At 55.6% G+C, this 20,822-nt stretch carries 19 protein-coding genes; 11 read left to right on the top strand and 8 right to left on the bottom strand.

Going from position 1 to position 20,822, the window contains the following annotated elements:
• Window positions 1-32: 32 nt before the first annotated feature.
• Window positions 33-1,313 carry a glutamate-1-semialdehyde 2,1-aminomutase gene (hemL, locus tag N6P30_RS02050; protein ID WP_023293239.1) on the bottom strand — a complete coding sequence of 427 codons (1,281 nt, stop codon included), beginning with the start codon at window positions 1,311-1,313 and terminating at the stop codon, window positions 33-35.
• A 176-nt stretch (window positions 1,314-1,489) separates the two neighbouring features.
• Between hemL and clcA the strand changes: the two genes are divergently transcribed.
• A complete protein-coding gene (gene clcA / locus N6P30_RS02045) occupies window positions 1,490-2,890 on the top strand; it encodes a H(+)/Cl(-) exchange transporter ClcA (RefSeq protein ID WP_008501924.1) in 1,401 nt (466 codons plus the stop codon).
• Between the two features lie 79 nt (window positions 2,891-2,969).
• Window positions 2,970-3,314 carry an iron-sulfur cluster insertion protein ErpA gene (gene erpA / locus N6P30_RS02040; protein WP_008501923.1) on the top strand — a complete coding sequence of 115 codons (345 nt, stop codon included), beginning with the start codon at window positions 2,970-2,972 and terminating at the stop codon, window positions 3,312-3,314.
• Window positions 3,315-3,372: 58 nt separating this feature from the next.
• Here erpA and N6P30_RS02035 read toward each other — a convergent pair whose 3' ends face one another.
• The 3 genes from N6P30_RS02035 to mtnN are packed head-to-tail and all read right to left on the bottom strand — an operon-like array spanning window position 3,373 to window position 5,515.
• Window positions 3,373-3,996, bottom strand: a complete 624-nt coding sequence (locus N6P30_RS02035) for a TRIC cation channel family protein (RefSeq protein WP_008501922.1) — start codon at window positions 3,994-3,996, stop codon at window positions 3,373-3,375.
• A 27-nt stretch (window positions 3,997-4,023) separates the two neighbouring features.
• Window positions 4,024-4,824, bottom strand: coding sequence for a vitamin B12 ABC transporter substrate-binding protein BtuF (gene btuF / locus N6P30_RS02030; RefSeq protein WP_023293238.1), 801 nt, complete (start codon window positions 4,822-4,824; stop codon window positions 4,024-4,026).
• The gene (gene mtnN / locus N6P30_RS02025; protein WP_008501920.1) at window positions 4,817-5,515 is read right to left on the bottom strand and encodes a 5'-methylthioadenosine/S-adenosylhomocysteine nucleosidase; all 699 of its coding nucleotides are present in this window, start codon (window positions 5,513-5,515) and stop codon (window positions 4,817-4,819) included. The genes btuF and mtnN overlap by 8 nt, the downstream gene beginning before the upstream one ends.
• An 82-nt stretch (window positions 5,516-5,597) precedes the next feature.
• On the opposite strand from mtnN, the gene dgt reads away from it, so the two are divergent.
• The 3 genes from dgt (at window position 5,598) to cdaR (ending at window position 9,984) form a co-directional block, all read left to right on the top strand.
• Window positions 5,598-7,112: a dGTPase gene (dgt, locus tag N6P30_RS02020; protein WP_008501919.1), complete on the top strand. Its 1,515-nt coding sequence runs from the start codon at window positions 5,598-5,600 to the stop codon at window positions 7,110-7,112.
• A 130-nt stretch (window positions 7,113-7,242) separates the two neighbouring features.
• Entirely contained in the window at window positions 7,243-8,679 is a 1,437-nt protein-coding gene (gene degP, locus N6P30_RS02015; protein WP_008501918.1) for a serine endoprotease DegP, read from the top strand.
• Between the two features lie 147 nt (window positions 8,680-8,826).
• Entirely contained in the window at window positions 8,827-9,984 is a 1,158-nt protein-coding gene (cdaR, locus tag N6P30_RS02010) for a DNA-binding transcriptional regulator CdaR (protein ID WP_023293235.1), read from the top strand.
• A gap of 89 nt (window positions 9,985-10,073) precedes the next feature.
• Here cdaR and N6P30_RS02005 read toward each other — a convergent pair whose 3' ends face one another.
• From N6P30_RS02005 to map, 4 genes are all read right to left on the bottom strand, one after another.
• Window positions 10,074-10,463, bottom strand: a complete 390-nt coding sequence (locus N6P30_RS02005) for a DUF3461 family protein (RefSeq protein WP_008501916.1) — start codon at window positions 10,461-10,463, stop codon at window positions 10,074-10,076.
• Window positions 10,464-10,574: 111 nt separating this feature from the next.
• A complete protein-coding gene (gene dapD / locus N6P30_RS02000) occupies window positions 10,575-11,399 on the bottom strand; it encodes a 2,3,4,5-tetrahydropyridine-2,6-dicarboxylate N-succinyltransferase (RefSeq protein ID WP_008501915.1) in 825 nt (274 codons plus the stop codon).
• A 32-nt stretch (window positions 11,400-11,431) separates the two neighbouring features.
• Entirely contained in the window at window positions 11,432-14,107 is a 2,676-nt protein-coding gene (glnD, locus tag N6P30_RS01995) for a bifunctional uridylyltransferase/uridylyl-removing protein GlnD (protein ID WP_023293234.1), read from the bottom strand.
• 62 nt (window positions 14,108-14,169) lie between these two features.
• Window positions 14,170-14,964 carry a type I methionyl aminopeptidase gene (gene map, locus N6P30_RS01990; RefSeq protein WP_008501913.1) on the bottom strand — a complete coding sequence of 265 codons (795 nt, stop codon included), beginning with the start codon at window positions 14,962-14,964 and terminating at the stop codon, window positions 14,170-14,172.
• Between the two features lie 321 nt (window positions 14,965-15,285).
• On the opposite strand from map, the gene rpsB reads away from it, so the two are divergent.
• The 6 genes from rpsB (at window position 15,286) to ispU (ending at window position 20,819) form a co-directional block, all read left to right on the top strand.
• Entirely contained in the window at window positions 15,286-16,011 is a 726-nt protein-coding gene (gene rpsB / locus N6P30_RS01985; protein WP_003856207.1) for a 30S ribosomal protein S2, read from the top strand.
• Between the two features lie 117 nt (window positions 16,012-16,128).
• A complete protein-coding gene (gene tsf, locus N6P30_RS01980; protein ID WP_014830708.1) occupies window positions 16,129-16,980 on the top strand; it encodes a translation elongation factor Ts in 852 nt (283 codons plus the stop codon).
• A 150-nt stretch (window positions 16,981-17,130) separates the two neighbouring features.
• Window positions 17,131-17,856, top strand: coding sequence for a UMP kinase (pyrH, locus tag N6P30_RS01975; RefSeq protein WP_008501910.1), 726 nt, complete (start codon window positions 17,131-17,133; stop codon window positions 17,854-17,856).
• 167 nt (window positions 17,857-18,023) lie between these two features.
• Window positions 18,024-18,581 (top strand): ribosome recycling factor, encoded by a 558-nt coding sequence (gene frr, locus N6P30_RS01970; RefSeq protein WP_008501909.1) that lies wholly within the window; start codon window positions 18,024-18,026, stop codon window positions 18,579-18,581.
• A gap of 93 nt (window positions 18,582-18,674) precedes the next feature.
• Window positions 18,675-19,874, top strand: a complete 1,200-nt coding sequence (gene ispC, locus N6P30_RS01965) for a 1-deoxy-D-xylulose-5-phosphate reductoisomerase (RefSeq protein ID WP_008501908.1) — start codon at window positions 18,675-18,677, stop codon at window positions 19,872-19,874.
• 186 nt (window positions 19,875-20,060) lie between these two features.
• Window positions 20,061-20,819, top strand: a complete 759-nt coding sequence (gene ispU / locus N6P30_RS01960; RefSeq protein ID WP_021240487.1) for a (2E,6E)-farnesyl-diphosphate-specific ditrans,polycis-undecaprenyl-diphosphate synthase — start codon at window positions 20,061-20,063, stop codon at window positions 20,817-20,819.
• Window positions 20,820-20,822: the final 3 nt, after the last annotated feature.

Raw genomic sequence — 20,822 nt, 5'->3', positions numbered from 1 at the left:
CGGGTAAGCGTTAGCGCCACCCGGCAATGCCCTTAGAGCTTGGCAAACACCTTACGCGCCGCGTCAATGGTGTTATTGATATCTTCTTCGCTGTGCGCCACGGACATAAAGCCCGCCTCGAATGCGGACGGTGCCAGGTACACACCTTCTTCCAGCATCAGGTGGAAGAAGCGCTTGAAGCGTTCAACGTCGCACTTCACCACGTCCTGATAGCGGGTCACGGTTTTCGCCTCGGTGAAGAAAATCCCGAACATCCCGCCTACGTGGTTAACCACCAGCGGAATGCCGGCCTCTTCTGCCGCTTCCAGCAGGCCGTTTGCCAGCTGCGTGGTCAGGTCGGTCAGGGTTTCGTGAATACCTGGCTGAGCCACTTCGGTCAGGCAGGCAAAACCCGCCGCCATGGCGATAGGGTTACCGGAGAGCGTGCCCGCCTGGTAAACCGGGCCGGTTGGTGCCAGCGCTTCCATGACGTCCTTACGACCACCGAACGCGCCGACCGGCATGCCGCCGCCGATGATTTTACCCAGGCAGGTGAGGTCCGGCTCCACGCCGTAATAAGACTGGGCGCCCGCCAGCGCCACGCGGAAGCCGGTCATCACTTCGTCGATGATCAGCAGCGCGCCGAACTCATCGCACAGGGCGCGCAGGCCCGGCAGGAAGTCAGGCTGCGGTGGGATACAGTTCATGTTGCCCGCAACCGGCTCAACGATGATGCAGGCGATCTCCTGCGGATACTGCTCGAACGCCGCGCGAACGGTGTTCAGATCGTTATAGGTGCAGGTCAGGGTATGCTTCGCGAAATCCGCAGGCACGCCAGGCGAGTTTGGCTGGCCGAGCGTCAGCGCGCCGGAACCTGCTTTCACCAGCAGGCAGTCCGCGTGGCCGTGGTAGCAGCCTTCGAACTTGATGATTTTATCGCGGCCGGTAAAACCGCGCGCCAGGCGGATGGCGCTCATGGTGGCTTCGGTACCGGAGTTCACCATGCGCACCATGTCCATGGTCGGGACCAGCTCGGTGACCAGTTCCGCCATCTTCACTTCCATTTCGGTAGGCGCACCGAAGCTCAGGCCGCGCTGGGCGGCTTCAATTACCGCGTTACGAATGGCCGGGTGGTTGTGACCCAGCACCATCGGGCCCCAGGAGCCGACGTAATCGATATAGGCTTTGCCATCGACATCATACAGATACGCGCCGTCAGCACGTTCGATAAACAGCGGCGTGCCGCCCACGCCGGTAAAGGCGCGCACAGGTGAGTTCACGCCACCCGGAATAAGCTCGCGGGCTGCACTGTAGAGGTTTTCAGACTTGGTCATGGCGTCGTTCCTGGTTCGTATAAAATGATTAAGCCCACTATTCTAAGTGATTCGGGGAAGGTTATGAAATTTTTAGCCTGGTAATGCTTTAAGATTTGTTAAGTAATTTTCAGGAGACGGTGGGGCAGTCTCTGGTAAAATCCACGCGGCTTTTGTATGACGAATAAGTACAGGACATGAAATCAGATTCTCCGTCTTTTGAAGAACAACAGTTTACGCGCGCCCAGCATCGAATCAGTATTCGTCGGCTGCTCAATCGCGATAAAACGCCGCTGGCGATCCTGCTGGCCGCTGCCGTGGTGGGAACGCTCGCCGGTCTGGTGGGCGTGGCGTTTGAAAAAGCGGTTAATGCCGTACTCAACTGGCGAGTGGGAACCGTGGCCGGTTTCGCCGACAGCCGATGGCTGGTCTGGGTTGCGGCGTTCGGGCTGTCGGCGCTGTTCGCCATGGTGGGGTATTTTCTGGTGCGTAAATTCGCGCCGGAGGCGGGCGGGTCCGGCATCCCGGAAATTGAAGGGGCGCTGGAGGAGCTGCGTCCTGTGCGCTGGTGGCGAGTCATTCCGGTGAAATTTATCGGCGGCATGGGTACGCTGGGTGCGGGAATGGTGCTCGGCAGGGAAGGGCCCACGGTTCAGCTGGGCGGGAACGTCGGCCGCATGGTGGGCGATCTGTTTCGGATGCGCAGCGCCGAAGCGCGCCATACGCTGCTGGCTACCGGTGCGGCGGCGGGGCTATCGGCGGCCTTTAACGCGCCGCTGGCGGGCATTTTGTTTATCATCGAAGAGATGCGCGCGCAGTTTCGCTACAACCTGATCTCCATTAAAGCGGTGTTTACCGGCGTCATTATGTCGAGCATCGTGTTTCGCCTCTTTAATGGCGAAGGGGCGGTCATTGAGGTAGGTAAACTGACCAACGCGCCGGTTAACACCCTGTGGCTTTACCTGATCCTCGGCATGATTTTTGGCGTGGTGGGACCGCTGTTTAACACCTTTATCCTGCGCGCTCAGGATATGTTCCAGCGTATTCACGGTGGGAATACGACTAAATGGGTGCTGATGGGCGGCCTGCTTGGCGGAATCTGTGGCGTGCTCGGGTTTATCGAGCCAAATGCCGCGGGCGGCGGCTTCGGGCTGATCCCCATTGCGGCGGCGGGGAACTTCAGCGTGGGTCTGCTGCTGTTTATGTTTATCTCCCGCGTCATCACCACGGTGCTGTGCTTCTCCTCCGGCGCGCCCGGCGGGATATTCGCCCCGATGCTGGCGCTGGGAACCTTGTTGGGCACCGCGTTTGGTATGGCGGCTCAAGCGGGCTTTCCCGCCTATCACCTTGATGCAGGGACCTTTGCGGTAGCCGGAATGGGGGCGCTGCTGGCCGCCTCCCTGCGCGCGCCGTTGACCGGTATCGTGCTGGTGCTGGAGATGACGGACAATTACCAGCTCATTTTGCCAATGATCATTACCTGTCTCGGGGCGACACTATTAGCCCAGTTCCTGGGTGGAAAACCGCTATACTCCACCATCCTCGCGCGTACCCTGGCAAAACAAGAGGCGGAGCGGGCCGCCGCGCAGAATACTTGAATGAATTACCAGGGTATTAGATAATGACGAAAAGAATTGGGTGAATTTTACCCAATAGCAGTATTCATGGGAGCATAAGATGAGTGATGACGTAGCTGTGCCGCTGGAATTTACCGAAGCAGCAGCCAACAAAGTGAAAACCCTGATTGCCGACGAAGACAATCCGGATCTGAAACTGCGTGTCTATATTACCGGTGGCGGCTGCAGCGGCTTCCAGTACGGTTTTACTTTTGACGATCAGGTTAACGATGGCGATATGACCATTGAGAAACAGGGCGTCGCGCTGGTGGTTGACCCGATGAGCCTGCAGTATCTGGTAGGTGGTTCGGTCGACTACACCGAAGGTCTGGAAGGTTCACGCTTTGTGGTGACCAACCCGAATGCAACAAGCACCTGCGGGTGTGGGTCTTCGTTCAGCATTTAAGCCTGAATGCGGATTGTAGGCCCGGTAAGCGAAGCGCCACCGGGCTTATAAACGACGCCTATCTTGAAGTTTCATCCAGCGCAAACGTCGGCAGCTTCAGGTGCCAGCGTATCGCCGCTAAACGTATCGCCAGCGTCACGATCATCCCGAGCATCGCGGCGTTTTCCAGCGGAATGGCAAAGGTGTAATACGCGGTCGCGTGGACAATGCCGCCCGCAATACAGGCCGTCGCGTAAATTTCAGTACGCAGGATCATCGGCACCTCACGTGCCAGAATGTCGCGAATGATCCCGCCGCCCACACCGGTTAATACGCCCATGCAGATCGCCACCATCGGACCGGTGCCCGCATTAAACGCCTTATTGACACCAATACCGACAAACACGGCCAGACCGACGGCATCCAGTACCGGCAATATCCATTTTGGTAATCGACGGGGCTGGCGAACCAGCACAATGGTTAACAGACAGGTGACCATCGCGACCACCAGGTCGGTTGGATCTTTCACCCAAAATACCGGGCCATTGGCCAGCGCCATATCGCGGATAGTCCCGCCGCCCACGGCGGTCACCACGCCCAGCACCAGCACGCCAAACGGATCCATGCGTAGTTTTCCGGCGAGCAGGACGCCGGAGATAGCAAAAACGGCTGTGCCAAGAATATCCAGCCAATAAACGAGCATCGTTAAATCCTCGAAAAGGGTCTTATGTTAGTGACTCTCTGCCAGCGCGGCACAGAGCTGTTTTGCGGCGAGGATAATACGCGGGCTGGCGCGTTCAAACCAGTCGCTGTTGAGGGGTATTACCGGTATTTTTAGCTGCTTTTGCCAGAATTGCTCGATTTTGGGAATTTCGCTCGCATTTCCGACCACCACGATGGCCTGTGGCTGGCGCGCCAGAACCTGCTCACGGCTTACCTGAGGCCACGGTACCCGGCTGGCTGCAAAGATGTTTTCACCGCCACAGACTTCCAGTACCTGATTCTGAATCGACCCTTTACCGGTGGTGAACAGCGGCTGGCTGCCAAACTGCAGGAAGATGCGCTTTTTAACAGGGGTATCGTATCGGGATTTCAGCGCGGCATAGTCGCTGAGCAGCTGTTTCGCTGCAGCCTCGGCTTTTTTGGGCGTAGGGCTATAGGGTGCCAGGGCCTGTAGCGCCTGAGCGACCTGCTCAATGCTGACGGCATCAATCCACATGATCTTGATGCCAAGGGAGGTAAGCTGGTTAACCTGCCGCTCGGCGTTTCCGCCGCGCCAGGCCAGCACGAGATCCGGTTTCAGCGCCACGATGCGCTCAAGGTTCATCCCTTGCCAGGTTGCCACCTGTTCAATGCCTGTCGCCTGAGGGGGATAATCCGAAAAGCTGCTCACGCCAACGGGTGTGATCCCGGCGGCAAACGCCAGTTCGGTATTGGCGGGAGAGAGGGTAATCACACGCGGCGCGGCAAAAAGCCACGCCGGTGCGAGCAGAAGCAGGGCGGCCAGCGCCCTGAGGGGATGTTTAGCCACGTGCCAGGTTCTGCACCAGGCGTTCCACCATCACGGTGGACTGTTTTGCCGCAACGGTCAGGAACTCGTCGAAGCTGATGTGGGACTGCTGATCTGCCACGTCAGAGATGGCGCGAACCACTACAAACGGTACGTTGAAATTATGGCAAACGTGCGCAATCGCGGTCGCTTCCATCTCAACGGCCACCGCCTGAGGGAAGTTATGACGGATTTTCGCCAGGCCAACGGAGCCGTTGATGAACGCATCACCGCTGACAATCAGACCGCGTACCGCGTTGAGGTTGAGCTCCGCAATGCAGGTCTCTGCCGCCGCAATCAGTTTGTCGTCCGCTTTAAACCCTGCCGGGCAGCCCGGAAGCTGGCCGTACTCGTAGCCGAACGCGGTGACGTCCGCATCGTGATAGCGCGCTTCGTCGGAAACAACGATGTCACCCACTTTCAGCGTCGGCGCCAGGCCGCCCGCAGAGCCGGTATTCACGATCACGTCCGGCTTGCAGCGCTCAAGCAGCAGGGTGGCACCCAGTGCCGCAGCGACTTTACCGATGCCTGATTTCAGCAGAGCCACGTCAACACCGTTTAGCTGACCGGTATAGATCTCACAACCTCCCAGAGAGAGGGTCTGACGGTTCTCAATTTTGTCACGCAGAAGCGTAACTTCTTCTTCCATTGCACCAATAATGCCGATTTTCATAGATTTACTCGCGATGTGCCTTGTTAAGATGCATAGTCTATCATGCGGTTAAGGGGAAACGCATTCTCACGCGGGGGAGCACATGTCACCAATCGATTTTCGCACTAAAATTAACTGGCACCGACGTTTCCGTTCGCCGCAGGGCGACAAGAGCGAACATGAGATTCTGCGTATCTTCGAAAGTGATCGCGGGCGGATCATTAACTCGCCCGCCATCCGCCGTCTGCAGCAAAAGACCCAGGTCTTTCCGCTGGAGCGTAACGCCGCGGTGCGCACGCGCTTAACCCACTCCATGGAGGTGCAGCAGGTCGGGCGCTACATCGCCAAAGAGATTTTAAGCCGTCTCAAAGAGCAGCGCTTACTGGAAACCTATGGTCTGGACGAGCTGACGGGGCCTTTTGAGAGCATCGTTGAGATGGCCTGCCTGATGCATGACATCGGCAACCCGCCTTTCGGTCACTTTGGAGAGGCGGCTATCAATGACTGGTTTAAGCAACGGCTTTACCCTTCGGATGCGGTAAGCCAGCCGCTGAGCGACGACCGCTGCATCGTACGCGATTTACGCCTGCGTGAAGGTGAAGAGGGGCTGAACGATCTGCGCCGCAAGGTGCGCCAGGACCTCTGTCACTTTGAGGGTAACGCGCAGGGGATCCGGCTGGTGCATTCCCTGATGCGTATGAACCTGACCTGGGCGCAGGTCGGCTGCATTCTTAAATATACGCGCCCCGCGTGGTGGATGGGGGAGACGCCCGCGTCCCACAGTTATTTAATGAAAAAACCGGGCTATTACCTTTCCGAAGAGGCTTATATTGAACGGTTACGTAAAGAACTTTCATTGACGCCAAACGGCCGTTTTCCATTGACCTGGATTATGGAAGCCGCCGATGATATTTCCTATTGCGTGGCCGATCTGGAAGACGCCGTTGAGAAAAGAATTTTCAGCGTCGAGGAGCTTTATCAGCATCTTTATACGGCCTGGGGCACCCATGAAAAAGGCTCGCTGTTTGCGCAGGTTGTCGAAAATGCCTGGGAAAAATCGCGCTCAAATACATTAAGCCGCAGTACGGAAGACCAGTTCTTTATGTATTTGCGGGTCAATACATTAAATAAGCTGGTGCCGTACGCGGCGTCACGCTTTATTGATAATTTGCCGCTGATTTTCAGCGGGGAATTCAACCACGCCCTGCTGGAAGATGACAGCAGTTTCAGCCAGCTCCTCGAGCTTTATAAACATGTGGCGATGCGGCATGTATTCAGCCATCCGGATGTCGAACAGTTAGAGCTGCAGGGATATAGGGTGATCAGTGGGTTACTGGAAATTTATGCTCCGCTGCTCCAGCTGTCGGTCGACGAATTCAGCGAGCTGGTAGAACACGAGCGCGTGCGCCGTATTCCCATTGAATCACGACTTTATCAAAAACTTTCTACCCGACACCGTCTGGCGTATGTCGAAGCGATTGGCAAGCTGGATCGCCAGTCACCGCAGTGGCCGGTGATGGAATATTATTACCGCTGCCGTCTTATCCAGGACTATATCAGCGGCATGACGGATTTGTATGCCTGGGATGAATATCGCAAGCTGATGGCGGTGGAATAACCCGGAGTTTTGTAAAGACGGCCAATAAATTTTTACCTTTTCCATAAACTTATCGCCGGAACTAAGCGGTATAAAACGAATCTGAGTTACACAGCAATTTTGCGTTACCTGTAAATCGAGATTGAGAAACATGAAAAAAACCACATTAGCAATGAGTGCACTGGCTCTGAGTTTAGGTTTAGCGCTGTCTCCTCTGACTGCTACTGCAGCCGAGACCGCGTCGTCGGCAGCAACCGCGCAGCAGATGCCAAGCCTGGCACCGATGCTCGAGAAAGTGATGCCATCGGTGGTGAGTATTAACGTTGAGGGTAGCACGACCGTCAATACGCCGCGCATGCCGCGTAACTTCCAGCAGTTCTTCGGCGACAACTCGCCGTTCTGCCAGGACGGTTCGCCATTCCAGAGCTCTCCGTTCTGTCAGGGCGGTGGCGCAGGGGATGACAGCCAGGGCGGCGGCCAGCAACAGAAATTCATGGCGCTTGGCTCGGGGGTAATCATTGATGCAGCGAAAGGCTATGTCGTCACCAACAACCACGTTGTTGATAACGCGAGCAGCATTAAGGTTCAGCTGAGCGATGGCCGTAAGTTTGACGCCAAAGTGGTCGGCAAAGATCCGCGCTCCGACATCGCGCTGATCCAGATTCAGGATCCGAAAAACCTGACGGCGATTAAAATTGCCGACTCCGACGCGCTGCGCGTTGGCGACTATACCGTGGCGATCGGTAACCCGTTCGGTCTGGGTGAAACCGTGACCTCGGGTATCGTCTCTGCACTGGGCCGTAGCGGCCTCAATGCCGAAAACTATGAAAACTTCATCCAGACGGATGCAGCGATCAACCGCGGTAACTCCGGCGGTGCGCTGGTGAACCTGAACGGCGAGCTGATCGGTATCAACACCGCTATCCTGGCACCTGACGGCGGCAACATCGGGATCGGCTTTGCTATCCCAAGTAACATGGTGAAAAACCTGACCGCGCAGATGGTGCAGTATGGCCAGGTGAAACGCGGTGAGCTGGGTATCCTGGGTACGGAACTGAACTCCGAACTGGCTAAGGCAATGAAAGTTGACGCCCAGCGCGGGGCATTCGTCAGCCAGGTGATGCCGAACTCCTCTGCCGCGAAAGCGGGCATTAAAGCGGGGGATGTGATCACCTCCCTGAACGGTAAACCGATCAGCAGCTTTGCTGCCCTGCGTGCGGAAGTGGGTTCCATGCCGATTGGCAGTAAAGTCACCCTCGGCCTGCTGCGCGACGGCAAGGCGGTTAACGTCAGCCTGGAGCTGCAGCAGAGCAGCCAGAATCAGGTGGACTCCAGCACCATCTTCAGCGGTATTGAAGGTGCCGAGATGAGCAACAAAGGCGCAGATAAAGGCGTAGTGGTGAATAACGTGAAGGCGAATTCACCGGCAGCCCGTATTGGCCTGAAAAAAGGCGATGTGATCATGGGCGCTAACCAGCAGCCGGTGAAAAACATCGCTGAACTGCGTAAGATCCTCGACAGCAAACCTTCCGTGCTGGCGCTCAATATCCAGCGTGGTGACACCTCTATTTACCTGCTGATGCAGTAATCCTCTGAAGCCCCTGTTCGCAGGGGCTTTCCTCGTTTCTGTGACCTTTCACACAAGTCCACACTTCTTCCTCTCTCTTTGTGCATCTGCACAATGCAGGCGTCGCTGAACTTCCCTATGCTTGAGCTCTGCTCACGGGAGGGTTCTATGGCTGGCTGGCATCTTGATACCAAAATGGCGCAGGATATTGTGGCGCGCACCATGCGCATCATTGATACCAATATCAACGTAATGGATGCCCGCGGGCGCATTATTGGCAGTGGCGATCGCGAGCGTATTGGGGAATTGCACGAAGGCGCGCTGCTGGTGCTCTCCCAGGGGCGCGTGGTCGATATCGACGATGCGGTAGCGAAACACCTGCACGGCGTCCGTCAGGGCATCAATTTACCGCTGCGCCTTGAAGGCGAGATTGTGGGGGTCATCGGCCTCACCGGCGAGCCTGAGTCACTGCGAAAATACGGTGAGCTGGTCTGCATGACGGCGGAGATGATGCTGGAGCAGTCGCGGCTGATGCACCTGCTGGCTCAGGACAGCCGCCTGCGCGAAGAGCTGGTGATGAACCTTATTCAGGCAGAGGAGCATACGCCTGCGCTCAGTGAATGGGCCCAGCGTCTGGGGATCGATCTGAACCAGCCGCGCGTGGTGGCGGTCATTGAGGTTGACAGCGGCCAGCTGGGCGTAGACAGCGCGATGGCCGAGCTGCAGCAGCTGCAAAATGCACTGGCGACGCCGGAGCGCGATAACCTGGTGGCGATCGTCTCTCTGACGGAGATGGTGGTGCTCAAACCGGCGCTCAATGCGTTTGGCCGCTGGGATGCGGACGATCATCGCCGTCGCGTGGAGCAGTTAATTTCCCGTATGAAAGAGAATGGTCAGCTGCGTTTTCGCGTTGCGCTGGGCAACTACTTTACCGGGCCGGGCAGTATCGCCCGCTCGTGGCGAACCGCGCGCACCACCATGATGGTGGGCAAGCAGCGAATGCCGGAGAGCCGCAGCTATTTTTATCAGGACCTGATGCTGCCGGTGCTGCTCGACAGCCTGCGCGGTGGCTGGCAGGCCAATGAGCTGGCGCGGCCACTGGCGCGCCTGAAAGCCATGGACAATAACGGCCTGCTGCGCCGGACGCTGCAGGCGTGGTTCCGTCATAACGTGCAGCCGCTGGCGACGTCAAAAGCGCTGTTTATCCAGCGCAATACCCTGGAGTATCGGTTAAATCGAATTTCAGAGCTGACGGGGTTAGATCTGGGAAATTTCGATGACAGGCTGCTGCTGTATGTGGCGCTGCAGTTGGATGAACAGAGATGATGCTGTTTGCCGGGGGGCGGCTTCGCCTTACCCGGCCTACATGCGTTCGTAGGCCCGGTAAGCGAAGCGCCACCGGGCAATAAAACGGCTTATTTGTTGCGGGTTAACTTCTCAAGATCCGCTTCAATCTCGCTGATCTTATTGGTAACAACGCTTTCAAGGTGACGCAGGTCGTCAAGGATCTTGCGCTTGAGATCGACTTCGGTGCGGTCGCGCTGGCAGATCTGATCGAGTTCATCGATCACATAGCGCAGGTTAGGGCTGATTTCCTGTACTTCTTTGTATCCCTGTCCTACACCGTCAGCAACAACGGTCTTACGCTGGCGTGGGTATTTAAACTTCACGCTTTTGGCGAAAAACTCTCCTTTGTCCTTGTGAAAATAGATTTTCAAAATATCGTTATTGGCTTCCTGGCGGAGGCTGTAACGATCAATTTCATCAGGATTGGTAATGCCCAGACTTTTCAGATTATCGTACATAGCGGTACCCTTGATCTCAACATAACCTTTGAATAATTAACGAAAAAATCTATTTTCGCCACCCTCAGATATAAAAAAAGCGGGGTTGCCCCCGCTTTTTGTTATACCCGATTAATCGATGGTGCGCAGCAATTCGTTGATGCCCACTTTACCGCGCGTTTTCGCATCCACTTTCTTCACGATAACCGCACAGTACAGGCTGTATTTGCCATCTTTGGACGGCAGGTTGCCGGAAACCACCACGGAGCCCGCCGGAACGCGACCGTAATGCACTTCACCGGTTTCACGGTCGTAAATACGGGTGCTCTGGCCGATGTAAACGCCCATGGAGATCACGGAACCTTCTTCCACGATCACGCCTTCCACCACTTCTGAACGCGCGCCGATGAAGCAGTTATCTTCGATGATGGTTGGGTTAGCCTGCAGTGGCTCCAGAACACCGCCGATGCCCACGCCGCCGGACAGGTGAACGTTTTTCCCGATCTGTGCGCAGGAACCAACCGTTGCCCACGTATCCACCATGGTGCCTTCATCAACGTAGGCACCGATGTTCACGTAGGATGGCATCAGCACGGTGTTGCGTGCGATGAAGGCACCCTGACGCACCGCCGCAGGCGGCACCACGCGGAAACCTTCTTTCTGGAAACGCGCTTCGTCGTAGTCAGCGAACTTCATTGGCACTTTATCGAAGTAGCGGCTTTCTGCTCCGTCGATAACCTGGTTATCGTTGATGCGGAAAGAGAGCAGCACGGCTTTCTTCAGCCATTGATGAGTGACCCACTGACCGTCGATTTTTTCTGCCACGCGCAGTGCGCCGGAATCCAGCAGGGAAATCACCTGGTTTACCGCTTCACGGGTCACGGTATCCACATTTGCCGGGGTAATCTCGGCGCGACGCTCAAAAGCGGACTCAATAACGTTCTGTAACTGCTGCATTGTTTACTCTTTCCATTTCACTAAAAAACATATCACCCTTTATCGTTTGGATTGAGGGCTGCTGTCAACCGTTGTTGCACTTCAAGCTGCAGGTCATTATTAAGGGCACGCCGGTCGGCGGTGGCGATTATAAATAAATCTTCTACTCGCTCGCCAATCGTTGTAATTCGGGCCCCATGAAGCGAAATTCCCAGATCGGCAAAAACCTGGCCGACGCGGGCGAGCAGCCCTGGCTGGTCGAGCGCGATCAGCTCCAGGAACGATTTACGATCGGTGTGGGTCGGCAGGAAATTGACCTCGGTATCCACGGTAAAGTGGCGCAATTTTGCCGGCTGGCGACGCGGCTGCGGGGGCTGCCAGCTGCGCTGGGTAATCGCCTGCTCCAGACCAAAACGTATCCCTTCATGCCTGTCCGACGACAGCGGGCTGCCGTCCGGCTCCAGCACGATAAAGGTGTCCATGGCCATACCGTCGCGGGTGGTGAAAATCTGCGCGTCATGCACGCTCAGGTTACGTCTGTCCAGCTCGGCACAGACGGCAGCAAACAGATAAGGCCGGTCCGGGCTCCAGATGAAAATCTCCGTTCCGCCGCGCGTGGCCTGCGGGCTTAGCAGGATCATCGGCTGGGACAGATCGTGCTTGAGCAGATGCCGCGCGTGCCACGCCAGCTGGTTTGGGCTGTGGCGGACAAAATAGTTGGCGCGGCAGCGAGCCCAAATCTGATGTAGCGCCTCTTCATCAATGTTATCCATCCGCAGCAGCGCCAGCGCCTGAAGCTGGTGGTGACGCACGCGCTCGCGCATGTCCGGCGTGTTCTGCATCCCGCGACGCAGCTGTTTTTCGGTGGCGAAGTACAGTTCGCGCAGCAGGCTCTGCTTCCAGCTGTTCCACAGGGTTTCGTTGGTGGCGCAAATATCCGCCACCGTCAGGCAGACCAGATAGCGCAGGCGGTTTTCCGTCTGAACTTCTTCCGCGAACTGCTTAATGACTTCCGGGTCCTGAATGTCCCGACGCTGCGCGGTGACCGACATCAGCAGGTGATGGCGCACCAGCCAGGCCACCAGCTGCGTTTCACGTGAGTTGAGGCCGTGCAGCTCGGCAAATTTCAGCACGTCCTGCGCGCCCAGTACCGAGTGGTCACCGCCGCGGCCTTTGGCGATGTCGTGGAACAGGGCGGCAATCAGGATCAGTTCCGGATGGGTCAGGCGCGGCCACAGCTCGACGCACAGCGGGTGGCGGGAGCGCGTCTCTTCTTTGGCAAAGCTCTCCAGCTTGAGCATCACGCGGATGGTGTGTTCATCCACCGTGTAGGCGTGGAACAGGTCGAACTGCATCTGCCCGACGATGTGCGACCACTGCGGCATATAGGCCCACAGCACGCTGTGGCGGTGCATCGGCAGCAGCCCGCGGCTGACGGCACCCGGGTGGCGGAGCATGCTCAGGAACAGCGAGCGCGCTTCCGGGATGTAACACAAAGGCTGCGTCAGATGGCGGCGCGCGTGGCGCAGATGGCGCAGGGTGGTGGAGTAGATCCCGGTGATGGTGCTGTTGCGCACCATGGTGTAGAACATCCGCAGGATCGCTTCCGGCTCGCGGATAAACAGCGTTTCGTCGCGCAGATCGATAAGCGTGCCGCGCAGCTGGAATTCATCGTCAATCGGGCGCGGCTTTTCGTCGGCAGTCAGGGCCAGAATGGCCTCGTCGAACAGCTGCAACAGCATCTGGTTCAGCTCGGTGACCCGGCGGGTGACGCGGAAGAAATCCTTCATCATCTGCTCAACCGGCTCGTTACCTTCGCCCTGGTAATTCAGGCGCTGCGCCACGCTGAGCTGGCGGTCAAACAGCAGACGGTTATCGTAGCGGGTGACCTCCAGATGCAGGGCAAAGCGGATGCGCCACAGCAGGTGCAAACACTCGTTGAGCTCGTTACGCTCCGCCTCGGTTAAAAAGCCGAAGCCAACCATCTCGTCCAGCGAGGTGGCGCCGAAATGGCGACGGGCGACCCACTGTAACGTGTGGATGTCGCGCAGGCCGCCGGGGCTGCTTTTAATATCGGGCTCAAGGTTATAGCTGGTGCCGTGGTAGCGCTGGTGGCGCTGGTTTTGCTCCTCGACTTTCGCGGCGAAGAACTTTTCTGACGGCCAGAAGCCGTCGCTGAAGATGTGTTTTTGCAGCTCCAGGAACAGCGCGACGTCGCCAATCAGCAGACGGGTTTCAATCAGGTTGGTGGCGACGGTCAGGTCCGATAGCCCTTCCAGCAGACACTCTTCCAGGGTGCGAACGCTGTGGCCGACTTCCAGCTTCACGTCCCAGAGCAGGGTCAGAAGCTCGCCGATTTTTTGCGCCTGTTCGTCCGGCAGCTTTTTGCGGCTTAGGATCAGGAGATCGATATCGGAAAGCGGATGCAGCTCACCGCGGCCATAGCCCCCGACGGCAACCAGCGCGATGTCGCTAACCTGCCCGAAACCGTAGTCGATCCACAGACGCTGCAGGAGCTGGTCGATAAACTCGGTGCGCGCCTCAATGAGCTGCTCGGCAGATACGCCTGCATCGAACGCGCTACCCAGCCAGCGATGGAAAACATCCATATGGGCTTTAATATGCGCGCAGGTCAGCTCGTGCGGCGGCCAGACGCCCGGGTTATCGGGCTGGTCGGGGAGGGTGGGAAGGGCTGTGTTAGCATACTGTTCGGGTAAAAGATTACTCATCGTGCGCCACCCATAAGAAAAAGCTATCGCCATTAAAAAAGCCGGCATTTGCCGGCTTCTTATCACTCAATGTTCGTCAGTATCGCCGGGATGGTGTCATCCTTGCGCAACGTCATAATTTCGCAGCCGTTGTCTGTTACCACAATAGTATGCTCGTACTGGGCAGACAAGCTTCTGTCTTTGGTTTTCACCGTCCAGCCGTCTTTCATGGTGCGGATGCGGTAGTCACCGGCGTTGACCATTGGCTCGATGGTGAAGGTCATGCCCTTTTGCAGCACAACGCCGCCGTCGTCTGCATCGTAGTGCAGAACCTGCGGCTCTTCATGGAAGACGCGGCCAATACCGTGACCGCAGTATTCGCGCACCACGGAGAACCCTTCCGCTTCCACAAATTTCTGAATTGCGGCGCCGATAGTACGCAGGCGAATACCCGGCTTCACCATTTTCAGCGCCAGGTAGAGGCTGTCCTGGGTGACTTTGCACAGGCGCTCGCCCAGGATGGTCGGCTTGCCAACGATGAACATTTTTGAGGTGTCACCGTGGTACTCGTCTTTAATGACGGTCACGTCGATGTTGACGATATCGCCGTCTTTCAGCAGTTTTTCATCGTCAGGAATGCCGTGGCACACCACTTCATTAATAGAGATGCAGACGGATTTCGGGAAACCGTGGTAGCCGAGGCAGGCGGAAACCGCGTGCTGCTCGTTCACGATATAGTCGTTACAGATGCGGTCCAGTTCACCCGTGCTGACGCCCGGCTTCACGAACGGCTCGATCATTTCCAGCACTTCCGCGGCCAGACGACCGGCGACGCGCATCTTTTCAATTTCTTCAGGTGTCTTAATAGAGATAGCCATGTAATCTGTCCATCGGTGTCGATTTTTTCGACAATACTAGTCTAAGTGTCGTCAATGGTATCAGTCAGGCACGCTCCGTGCCAAATTGAGAATCATTAACAGCACACTCCGCCAACAACTGTTGGTTTCTGGTCGTGTTTTGTGGTATAAAGCGCGCCGGACTTCCGATCCATCTCAGATACACAGTCTGGACGGGAGCGACAAATCTCACTTTGTGTAACAACACACACGTATCGGCACATATTCCGGGGTGCCCTTCGGGGTCGGTAATATGGGATACGTGGAGGCATAACCCCAACTTTCAATATAGAGGTTTTAAACATGGCAACTGTTTCCATGCGCGACATGCTCAAGGCTGGTGTTCACTTTGGTCACCAGACCCGTTACTGGAACCCGAAAATGAAGCCTTTCATCTTCGGCGCACGTAACAAAGTTCACATCATCAACCTTGAGAAAACTGTACCAATGTTCAACGAAGCCCTGGCTGAGCTGAACAAGATCTCTTCCCGTAAAGGTAAGATTCTGTTCGTTGGTACTAAGCGCGCTGCAAGCGAAGCTGTGAAAGATGCTGCTAACAGCTGCGACCAGTTCTTCGTGAACCATCGCTGGTTGGGCGGCATGCTGACCAACTGGAAAACTGTTCGTCAGTCCATCAAGCGCCTGAAAGATCTGGAAACCCAGTCTCAGGACGGTACTTTCGACAAGCTGACTAAGAAAGAAGCGCTGATGCGCACTCGTGAACTGGACAAGCTGGAAAACAGCCTGGGCGGTATCAAAGATATGGGCGGCCTGCCAGACGCGCTGTTCGTAATCGATGCAGACCACGAGCACATCGCTATCAAAGAAGCTAACAACCTGGGTATCCCGGTATTCGCTATCGTTGATACCAACTCCGATCCGGACGGTGTTGACTTCGTTATCCCGGGTAACGACGACGCAATCCGTGCTGTTAGCCTGTACCTGAGCGCTGTAGCTGCTACCGTTCGTGAAGGCCGTTCCCAGGATCTGGCTTCTCAGGCGGAAGAAAGCTTCGTAGAAGCTGAATAATAAGGTTTTACCCCTTATTAGTACCGTGTATGAATAGGGGCCCATTACCGGCCCCTTTTTTCAATTTACACTGTTTGGCCCCCGGCCGGGCAGTTCACATCTCCCGAGGATTTAAGAATGGCTGAAATTACCGCATCCCTGGTAAAAGAGCTGCGCGAGCGTACTGGCGCAGGCATGATGGATTGCAAAAAAGCGCTGACTGAAGCGAACGGCGACATCGAGCTGGCAATCGAAAACATGCGTAAATCCGGTGCGATCAAAGCAGCTAAAAAAGCAGGCAACGTTGCTGCTGACGGCGTGATCATCACTAAGATCGACGGCACCTACGGCATCATTCTGGAAGTTAACTGCCAGACTGACTTCGTTGCTAAAGATGGTGGTTTCCAGGCATTTGCTAACAAAGTTCTGGACGCAGCGGTTGCTGGCAAAATCACTGACGTTGAAGTTCTGAAAGCACAGTTCGAAGAAGAGCGTGTTGCGCTGGTTGCTAAAATCGGTGAGAACATCAACATCCGTCGCGTTGCTTCTCTGGAAGGCGACGTTCTGGGTTCTTACCAGCACGGTGCTCGTATCGGTGTTCTGGTTGCGGCTAAAGGCGCTGACGAAGAGCTGGTTAAACAGCTGGCAATGCACATCGCTGCAAGCAAGCCAGAATTCGTTAAGCCAGAAGACGTGTCTGCTGAAGTGGTAGAGAAAGAGTACCAGGTTCAGCTGGACATCGCGATGCAGTCTGGTAAACCAAAAGAAATCGCAGAGAAAATGGTTGAAGGCCGCATGAAGAAATTCACCGGCGAAGTTTCTCTGACTGGCCAGCCATTCGTAATGGACCCAAGCAAGTCTGTTGCTCAGCTGCTGAAAGAGCACAACGCTGACGTAACTGGCTTCATCCGCTTCGAAGTGGGCGAAGGCATCGAGAAAGTTGAGACTGACTTCGCAGCAGAAGTTGCTGCAATGTCCAAGCAGTCTTAATGATTGAAAAGGAGCCGCCTGAGGGCGGCTTCTTTTTGTCACCCGTCACAGGAAATCAGACAGGCTCCAGTATCGCTGTACTGATTTGCGGCATATCATGTCGCCAGAATTAACCCCCATCTTAATCGTTGACAGTCTCAGGAAAGAAACATGGCTACCAATGCAAAACCCGTGTACAAACGCATTCTGCTTAAGCTGAGTGGCGAAGCGCTGCAGGGATCGGAAGGCTTCGGTATTGACGCAAGCATCCTTGATCGCATGGCACAGGAAATCAAAGAACTGGTCGAACTGGGCATCCAGGTTGGCGTGGTCATTGGCGGTGGCAACCTTTTCCGTGGTGCTGGTCTGGCGAAAGCGGGGATGAACCGCGTTGTGGGCGACCACATGGGTATGCTGGCAACCGTGATGAATGGCCTGGCGATGCGTGATGCGCTCCATCGCGCCTATGTGAACGCCCGCCTGATGTCCGCGATCCCCCTGAATGGCGTATGCGATAATTACAGCTGGGCAGAAGCTATCAGCCTGCTGCGCAACAACCGCGTGGTGATCCTCTCCGCCGGTACGGGTAACCCGTTCTTTACGACCGATTCCGCTGCCTGCCTGCGCGGTATCGAGATCGAAGCTGATGTGGTACTGAAAGCGACCAAAGTCGATGGCGTGTTTACTGCCGACCCGGCAAAAGATCCTTCTGCCACCATGTACGATCAGCTGAGCTACAGCGAAGTGCTGGATAAAGAGCTGAAAGTGATGGATCTTGCCGCCTTCACGCTGGCTCGCGACCACAAATTGCCAATTCGTGTCTTCAACATGAACAAACCTGGCGCACTGCGTCGCGTGGTCATGGGCGAAAAAGAAGGCACTTTGATCACGGAATAATTTCCGTTGACGATAAATACAGGTAAGATTCCGCTTTATTTTGTAGTGGTATCTTACCCGGGCGCGCCTTTGGCGTTGTCATGAATTAAACGCGACTATACTTAGCACACCTGTAGCGCTGTGCTGGCGGATAGTCTGCCTGAGACAAGTTTTCAAGGATTCGTAACGTGATTAACGACATCAGAAAAGATGCTGAAGTACGCATGGAAAAATGCGTAGAAGCGTTCAAAACCCAAATCAGCAAAATCCGTACTGGCCGTGCTTCCCCAAGCCTGCTGGATGGCATCATCGTAGAGTACTACGGTACGCCAACCCCTCTGCGTCAGCTGGCGAGCGTGACGGTAGAAGATACCCGTACGCTGAAAATCAACGTATTCGATCGTTCTATGGGCCCGGCGGTTGAGAAAGCGATCATGGCGTCTGACCTCGGTCTGAACCCAAGCTCTGCGGGGGCTGACATCCGCGTTCCACTGCCACCGCTGACCGAAGAGCGTCGTAAAGACCTGATCAAAGTGGTACGTGGCGAAGCTGAGCAGGGTCGTGTATCCGTGCGTAACGTCCGTCGCGACGCGAATGATAAAGTAAAAGCGCTGCTGAAAGAAAAAGAGATCAGTGAAGATGACGATCGTCGTTCTCAGGACGACATTCAGAAAATGACTGACGCTGCCATCAAGAAAATTGATGCGGCGCTGGCAGATAAAGAAGCGGAACTGATGCAGTTCTGATTTCTGTCGTACACTGATAAACGCCGTTCAGAGGGACTTTGGGTCTTGCTGGCGGCGTTTTGCTTTTATCTGGTCTAACTTTTCGGGCATCTCATGAAGCATTTAACACTCCTTGGCTCAACCGGCTCTATTGGTTGCAGCACTCTCGACGTTGTTCGCCATAATCCTGAACTTTACACCGTGACAGCGCTGGTGGCCGGTAAGAATGTGCAGCGAATGGTTGAGCAGTGCCTGGAGTTTACGCCCCGCTATGCGGTGATGGATGACGAAGAGAGCGCGCGCCTGCTGAAAGCACAGCTGCTTGAGAAGGGCAGTCGAACCGAGGTGCTGAGTGGCCAACAGGCGGCCTGCGAGATGGCGGCGCTGGATGAGGTGGATCAGGTGATGGCGGCCATTGTCGGGGCGGCAGGATTATTGCCGACGCTTGCCGCGATTGATGCCGGTAAGGACGTTCTGCTGGCCAATAAAGAGTCGCTGGTCACCTGCGGACGCCTGTTCATGGAGGCGGTGAAGCAGCGCGGCGCGCGTCTTTTGCCCGTCGACAGCGAGCACAACGCGATTTTTCAGAGTTTACCGCAACCTTTTCAACAGAACCTGGGGTACGCTGACCTGGAGCAGAATGGCGTCGTGTCGATTCTGCTTACCGGGTCTGGTGGCCCGTTCCGTGAAACGCCACTGTCTGAACTGCGTGCGATGACGCCGGATCAGGCGTGCCGTCATCCGAACTGGTCAATGGGGCGTAAAATCTCCGTTGACTCTGCCACCATGATGAACAAAGGTCTGGAATACATTGAAGCGCGCTGGCTGTTTAATGCGTCAGCGAAACAGATGGAAGTACTGATTCACCCGCAATCGGTGATTCATTCGATGGTGCGTTATCAGGATGGCAGCGTGCTGGCGCAGCTGGGCGAACCGGATATGCGTACGCCGATTGCCCATTCCATGGCGTGGCCGAATCGAGTGAAGTCCGGCGTGAAGCCGCTTGATTTCTGCAAGCTAAGTTCCCTGACGTTCAGTGAACCAGACTACGACCGCTACCCTTGTCTGAAGCTTGCAATGACGGCCTTTGACCAGGGGCAGGCGGCGACAACGGCACTGAATGCAGCCAATGAAATTACCGTTGAAGCATTTCTGAATCAGCAAATTCGTTTTACCGATATTGCGGCGTTAAATTTATCGGTACTGGAGATGATGGATTTGCGCGAACCACAGAGCGTGGAAGAGGTGCTAACGGTGGATGCAGCTGCGCGTAATATTGCGCGCCAACAGGTGACACGTCTCGCAAGCTGGTGATAAAGCAACCACTAGTCGTCGTGCTATTTGTTAGCGTTGGGCTTCAGTGATATAGTCTGCGCCACCTGATCGCAGGTATTTGACTTTACGTGGTCAGGTGAGCCGTGGTTTGACACGGCTTTTTTATGTATCGGCTTCAGTATTCCTGAGTACCGTTAAATCCTTTTCAGGGACAAAAAACGCGTTATGTTGTCTGCGAATCAACCAATAAGCGAAAACTTGCCAGCTCATGGCTGCCGTCATGTAGCAATCATTATGGATGGCAATGGCCGCTGGGCGAAAAGACAAGGGAAGATACGAGCCTTTGGGCATAAAGCTGGGGCGAAATCCGTTCGCCGCGCCGTTTCTTTTGCCGCCAATAACGGCATTGATGCGTTAACGCTCTATGCTTTTAGCAGTGAAAACTGGAATCGACCGCTGCAGGAAGTGACTGCGTTGATGGAATTGTTTGTGTGGGCGCTAGACAGCGAAGTAAAAAGCCTGCACCGCCACAACGTCCGCCTGCGTATCATTGGCGATACCAGTCGTTTTAACTCACGTTTGCAGGAACGGATTCGTAAAGCAGAGGCGCTGACTGAAAATAATACCGGTCTGACGCTGAATATTGCGGCGAATTACGGCGGACGCTGGGATATTATCCAGGGCGTTCGGCATCTCGCCGAACAGGTTCAGGAAGGGCTGTTGAGACCCGACCAAATTGATGAAGAAGCGCTGAGCAAGCAAATCTGCATGAATGAACTGGCACCTGTGGATTTAGTAATTAGGACAGGGGGAGAACATCGCATAAGTAACTTTTTGATATGGCAAATTGCCTATGCCGAACTTTACTTTACAGATGTTCTTTGGCCCGATTTTGATGAACAAGACTTTGAAGGTGCGCTGCATGCCTTTGCCAATCGAGAGCGTCGTTTCGGCGGCACCGAGCCTGGTGGCGACAACGCCTGATGG

It is taken from the genome of Enterobacter sp. PL1 (genome assembly GCF_945957325.1).
In the GTDB taxonomy this organism is placed as follows: domain Bacteria; phylum Pseudomonadota; class Gammaproteobacteria; order Enterobacterales; family Enterobacteriaceae; genus Enterobacter; species Enterobacter roggenkampii.
Note: the sequence above shows the minus strand (reverse complement) of the source record. Positions and strands in the feature narration are given on the sequence as shown.

Excerpts from the sequence above, each read along its gene's own strand:
- hemL (WP_023293239.1), bottom strand. The coding sequence starts at position 1,313 with ATGACCAAGTCTGAAAACCTCTACAGTGCAGCCCGCGAGCTTATTCCG.
- clcA (WP_008501924.1), top strand. The coding sequence starts at position 1,490 with ATGAAATCAGATTCTCCGTCTTTTGAAGAACAACAGTTTACGCGCGCC.
- erpA (WP_008501923.1), top strand. The coding sequence starts at position 2,970 with ATGAGTGATGACGTAGCTGTGCCGCTGGAATTTACCGAAGCAGCAGCC.
- N6P30_RS02035 (WP_008501922.1), bottom strand. The coding sequence starts at position 3,996 with ATGCTCGTTTATTGGCTGGATATTCTTGGCACAGCCGTTTTTGCTATC.
- mtnN (WP_008501920.1), bottom strand. The coding sequence starts at position 5,515 with ATGAAAATCGGCATTATTGGTGCAATGGAAGAAGAAGTTACGCTTCTG.
- dgt (WP_008501919.1), top strand. The coding sequence starts at position 5,598 with ATGTCACCAATCGATTTTCGCACTAAAATTAACTGGCACCGACGTTTC.
- degP (WP_008501918.1), top strand. The coding sequence starts at position 7,243 with ATGAAAAAAACCACATTAGCAATGAGTGCACTGGCTCTGAGTTTAGGT.
- cdaR (WP_023293235.1), top strand. The coding sequence starts at position 8,827 with ATGGCTGGCTGGCATCTTGATACCAAAATGGCGCAGGATATTGTGGCG.
- N6P30_RS02005 (WP_008501916.1), bottom strand. The coding sequence starts at position 10,463 with ATGTACGATAATCTGAAAAGTCTGGGCATTACCAATCCTGATGAAATT.
- dapD (WP_008501915.1), bottom strand. The coding sequence starts at position 11,399 with ATGCAGCAGTTACAGAACGTTATTGAGTCCGCTTTTGAGCGTCGCGCC.
- glnD (WP_023293234.1), bottom strand. The coding sequence starts at position 14,107 with ATGAGTAATCTTTTACCCGAACAGTATGCTAACACAGCCCTTCCCACC.
- map (WP_008501913.1), bottom strand. The coding sequence starts at position 14,964 with ATGGCTATCTCTATTAAGACACCTGAAGAAATTGAAAAGATGCGCGTC.
- rpsB (WP_003856207.1), top strand. The coding sequence starts at position 15,286 with ATGGCAACTGTTTCCATGCGCGACATGCTCAAGGCTGGTGTTCACTTT.
- tsf (WP_014830708.1), top strand. The coding sequence starts at position 16,129 with ATGGCTGAAATTACCGCATCCCTGGTAAAAGAGCTGCGCGAGCGTACT.
- pyrH (WP_008501910.1), top strand. The coding sequence starts at position 17,131 with ATGGCTACCAATGCAAAACCCGTGTACAAACGCATTCTGCTTAAGCTG.
- ispC (WP_008501908.1), top strand. The coding sequence starts at position 18,675 with ATGAAGCATTTAACACTCCTTGGCTCAACCGGCTCTATTGGTTGCAGC.
- ispU (WP_021240487.1), top strand. The coding sequence starts at position 20,061 with ATGTTGTCTGCGAATCAACCAATAAGCGAAAACTTGCCAGCTCATGGC.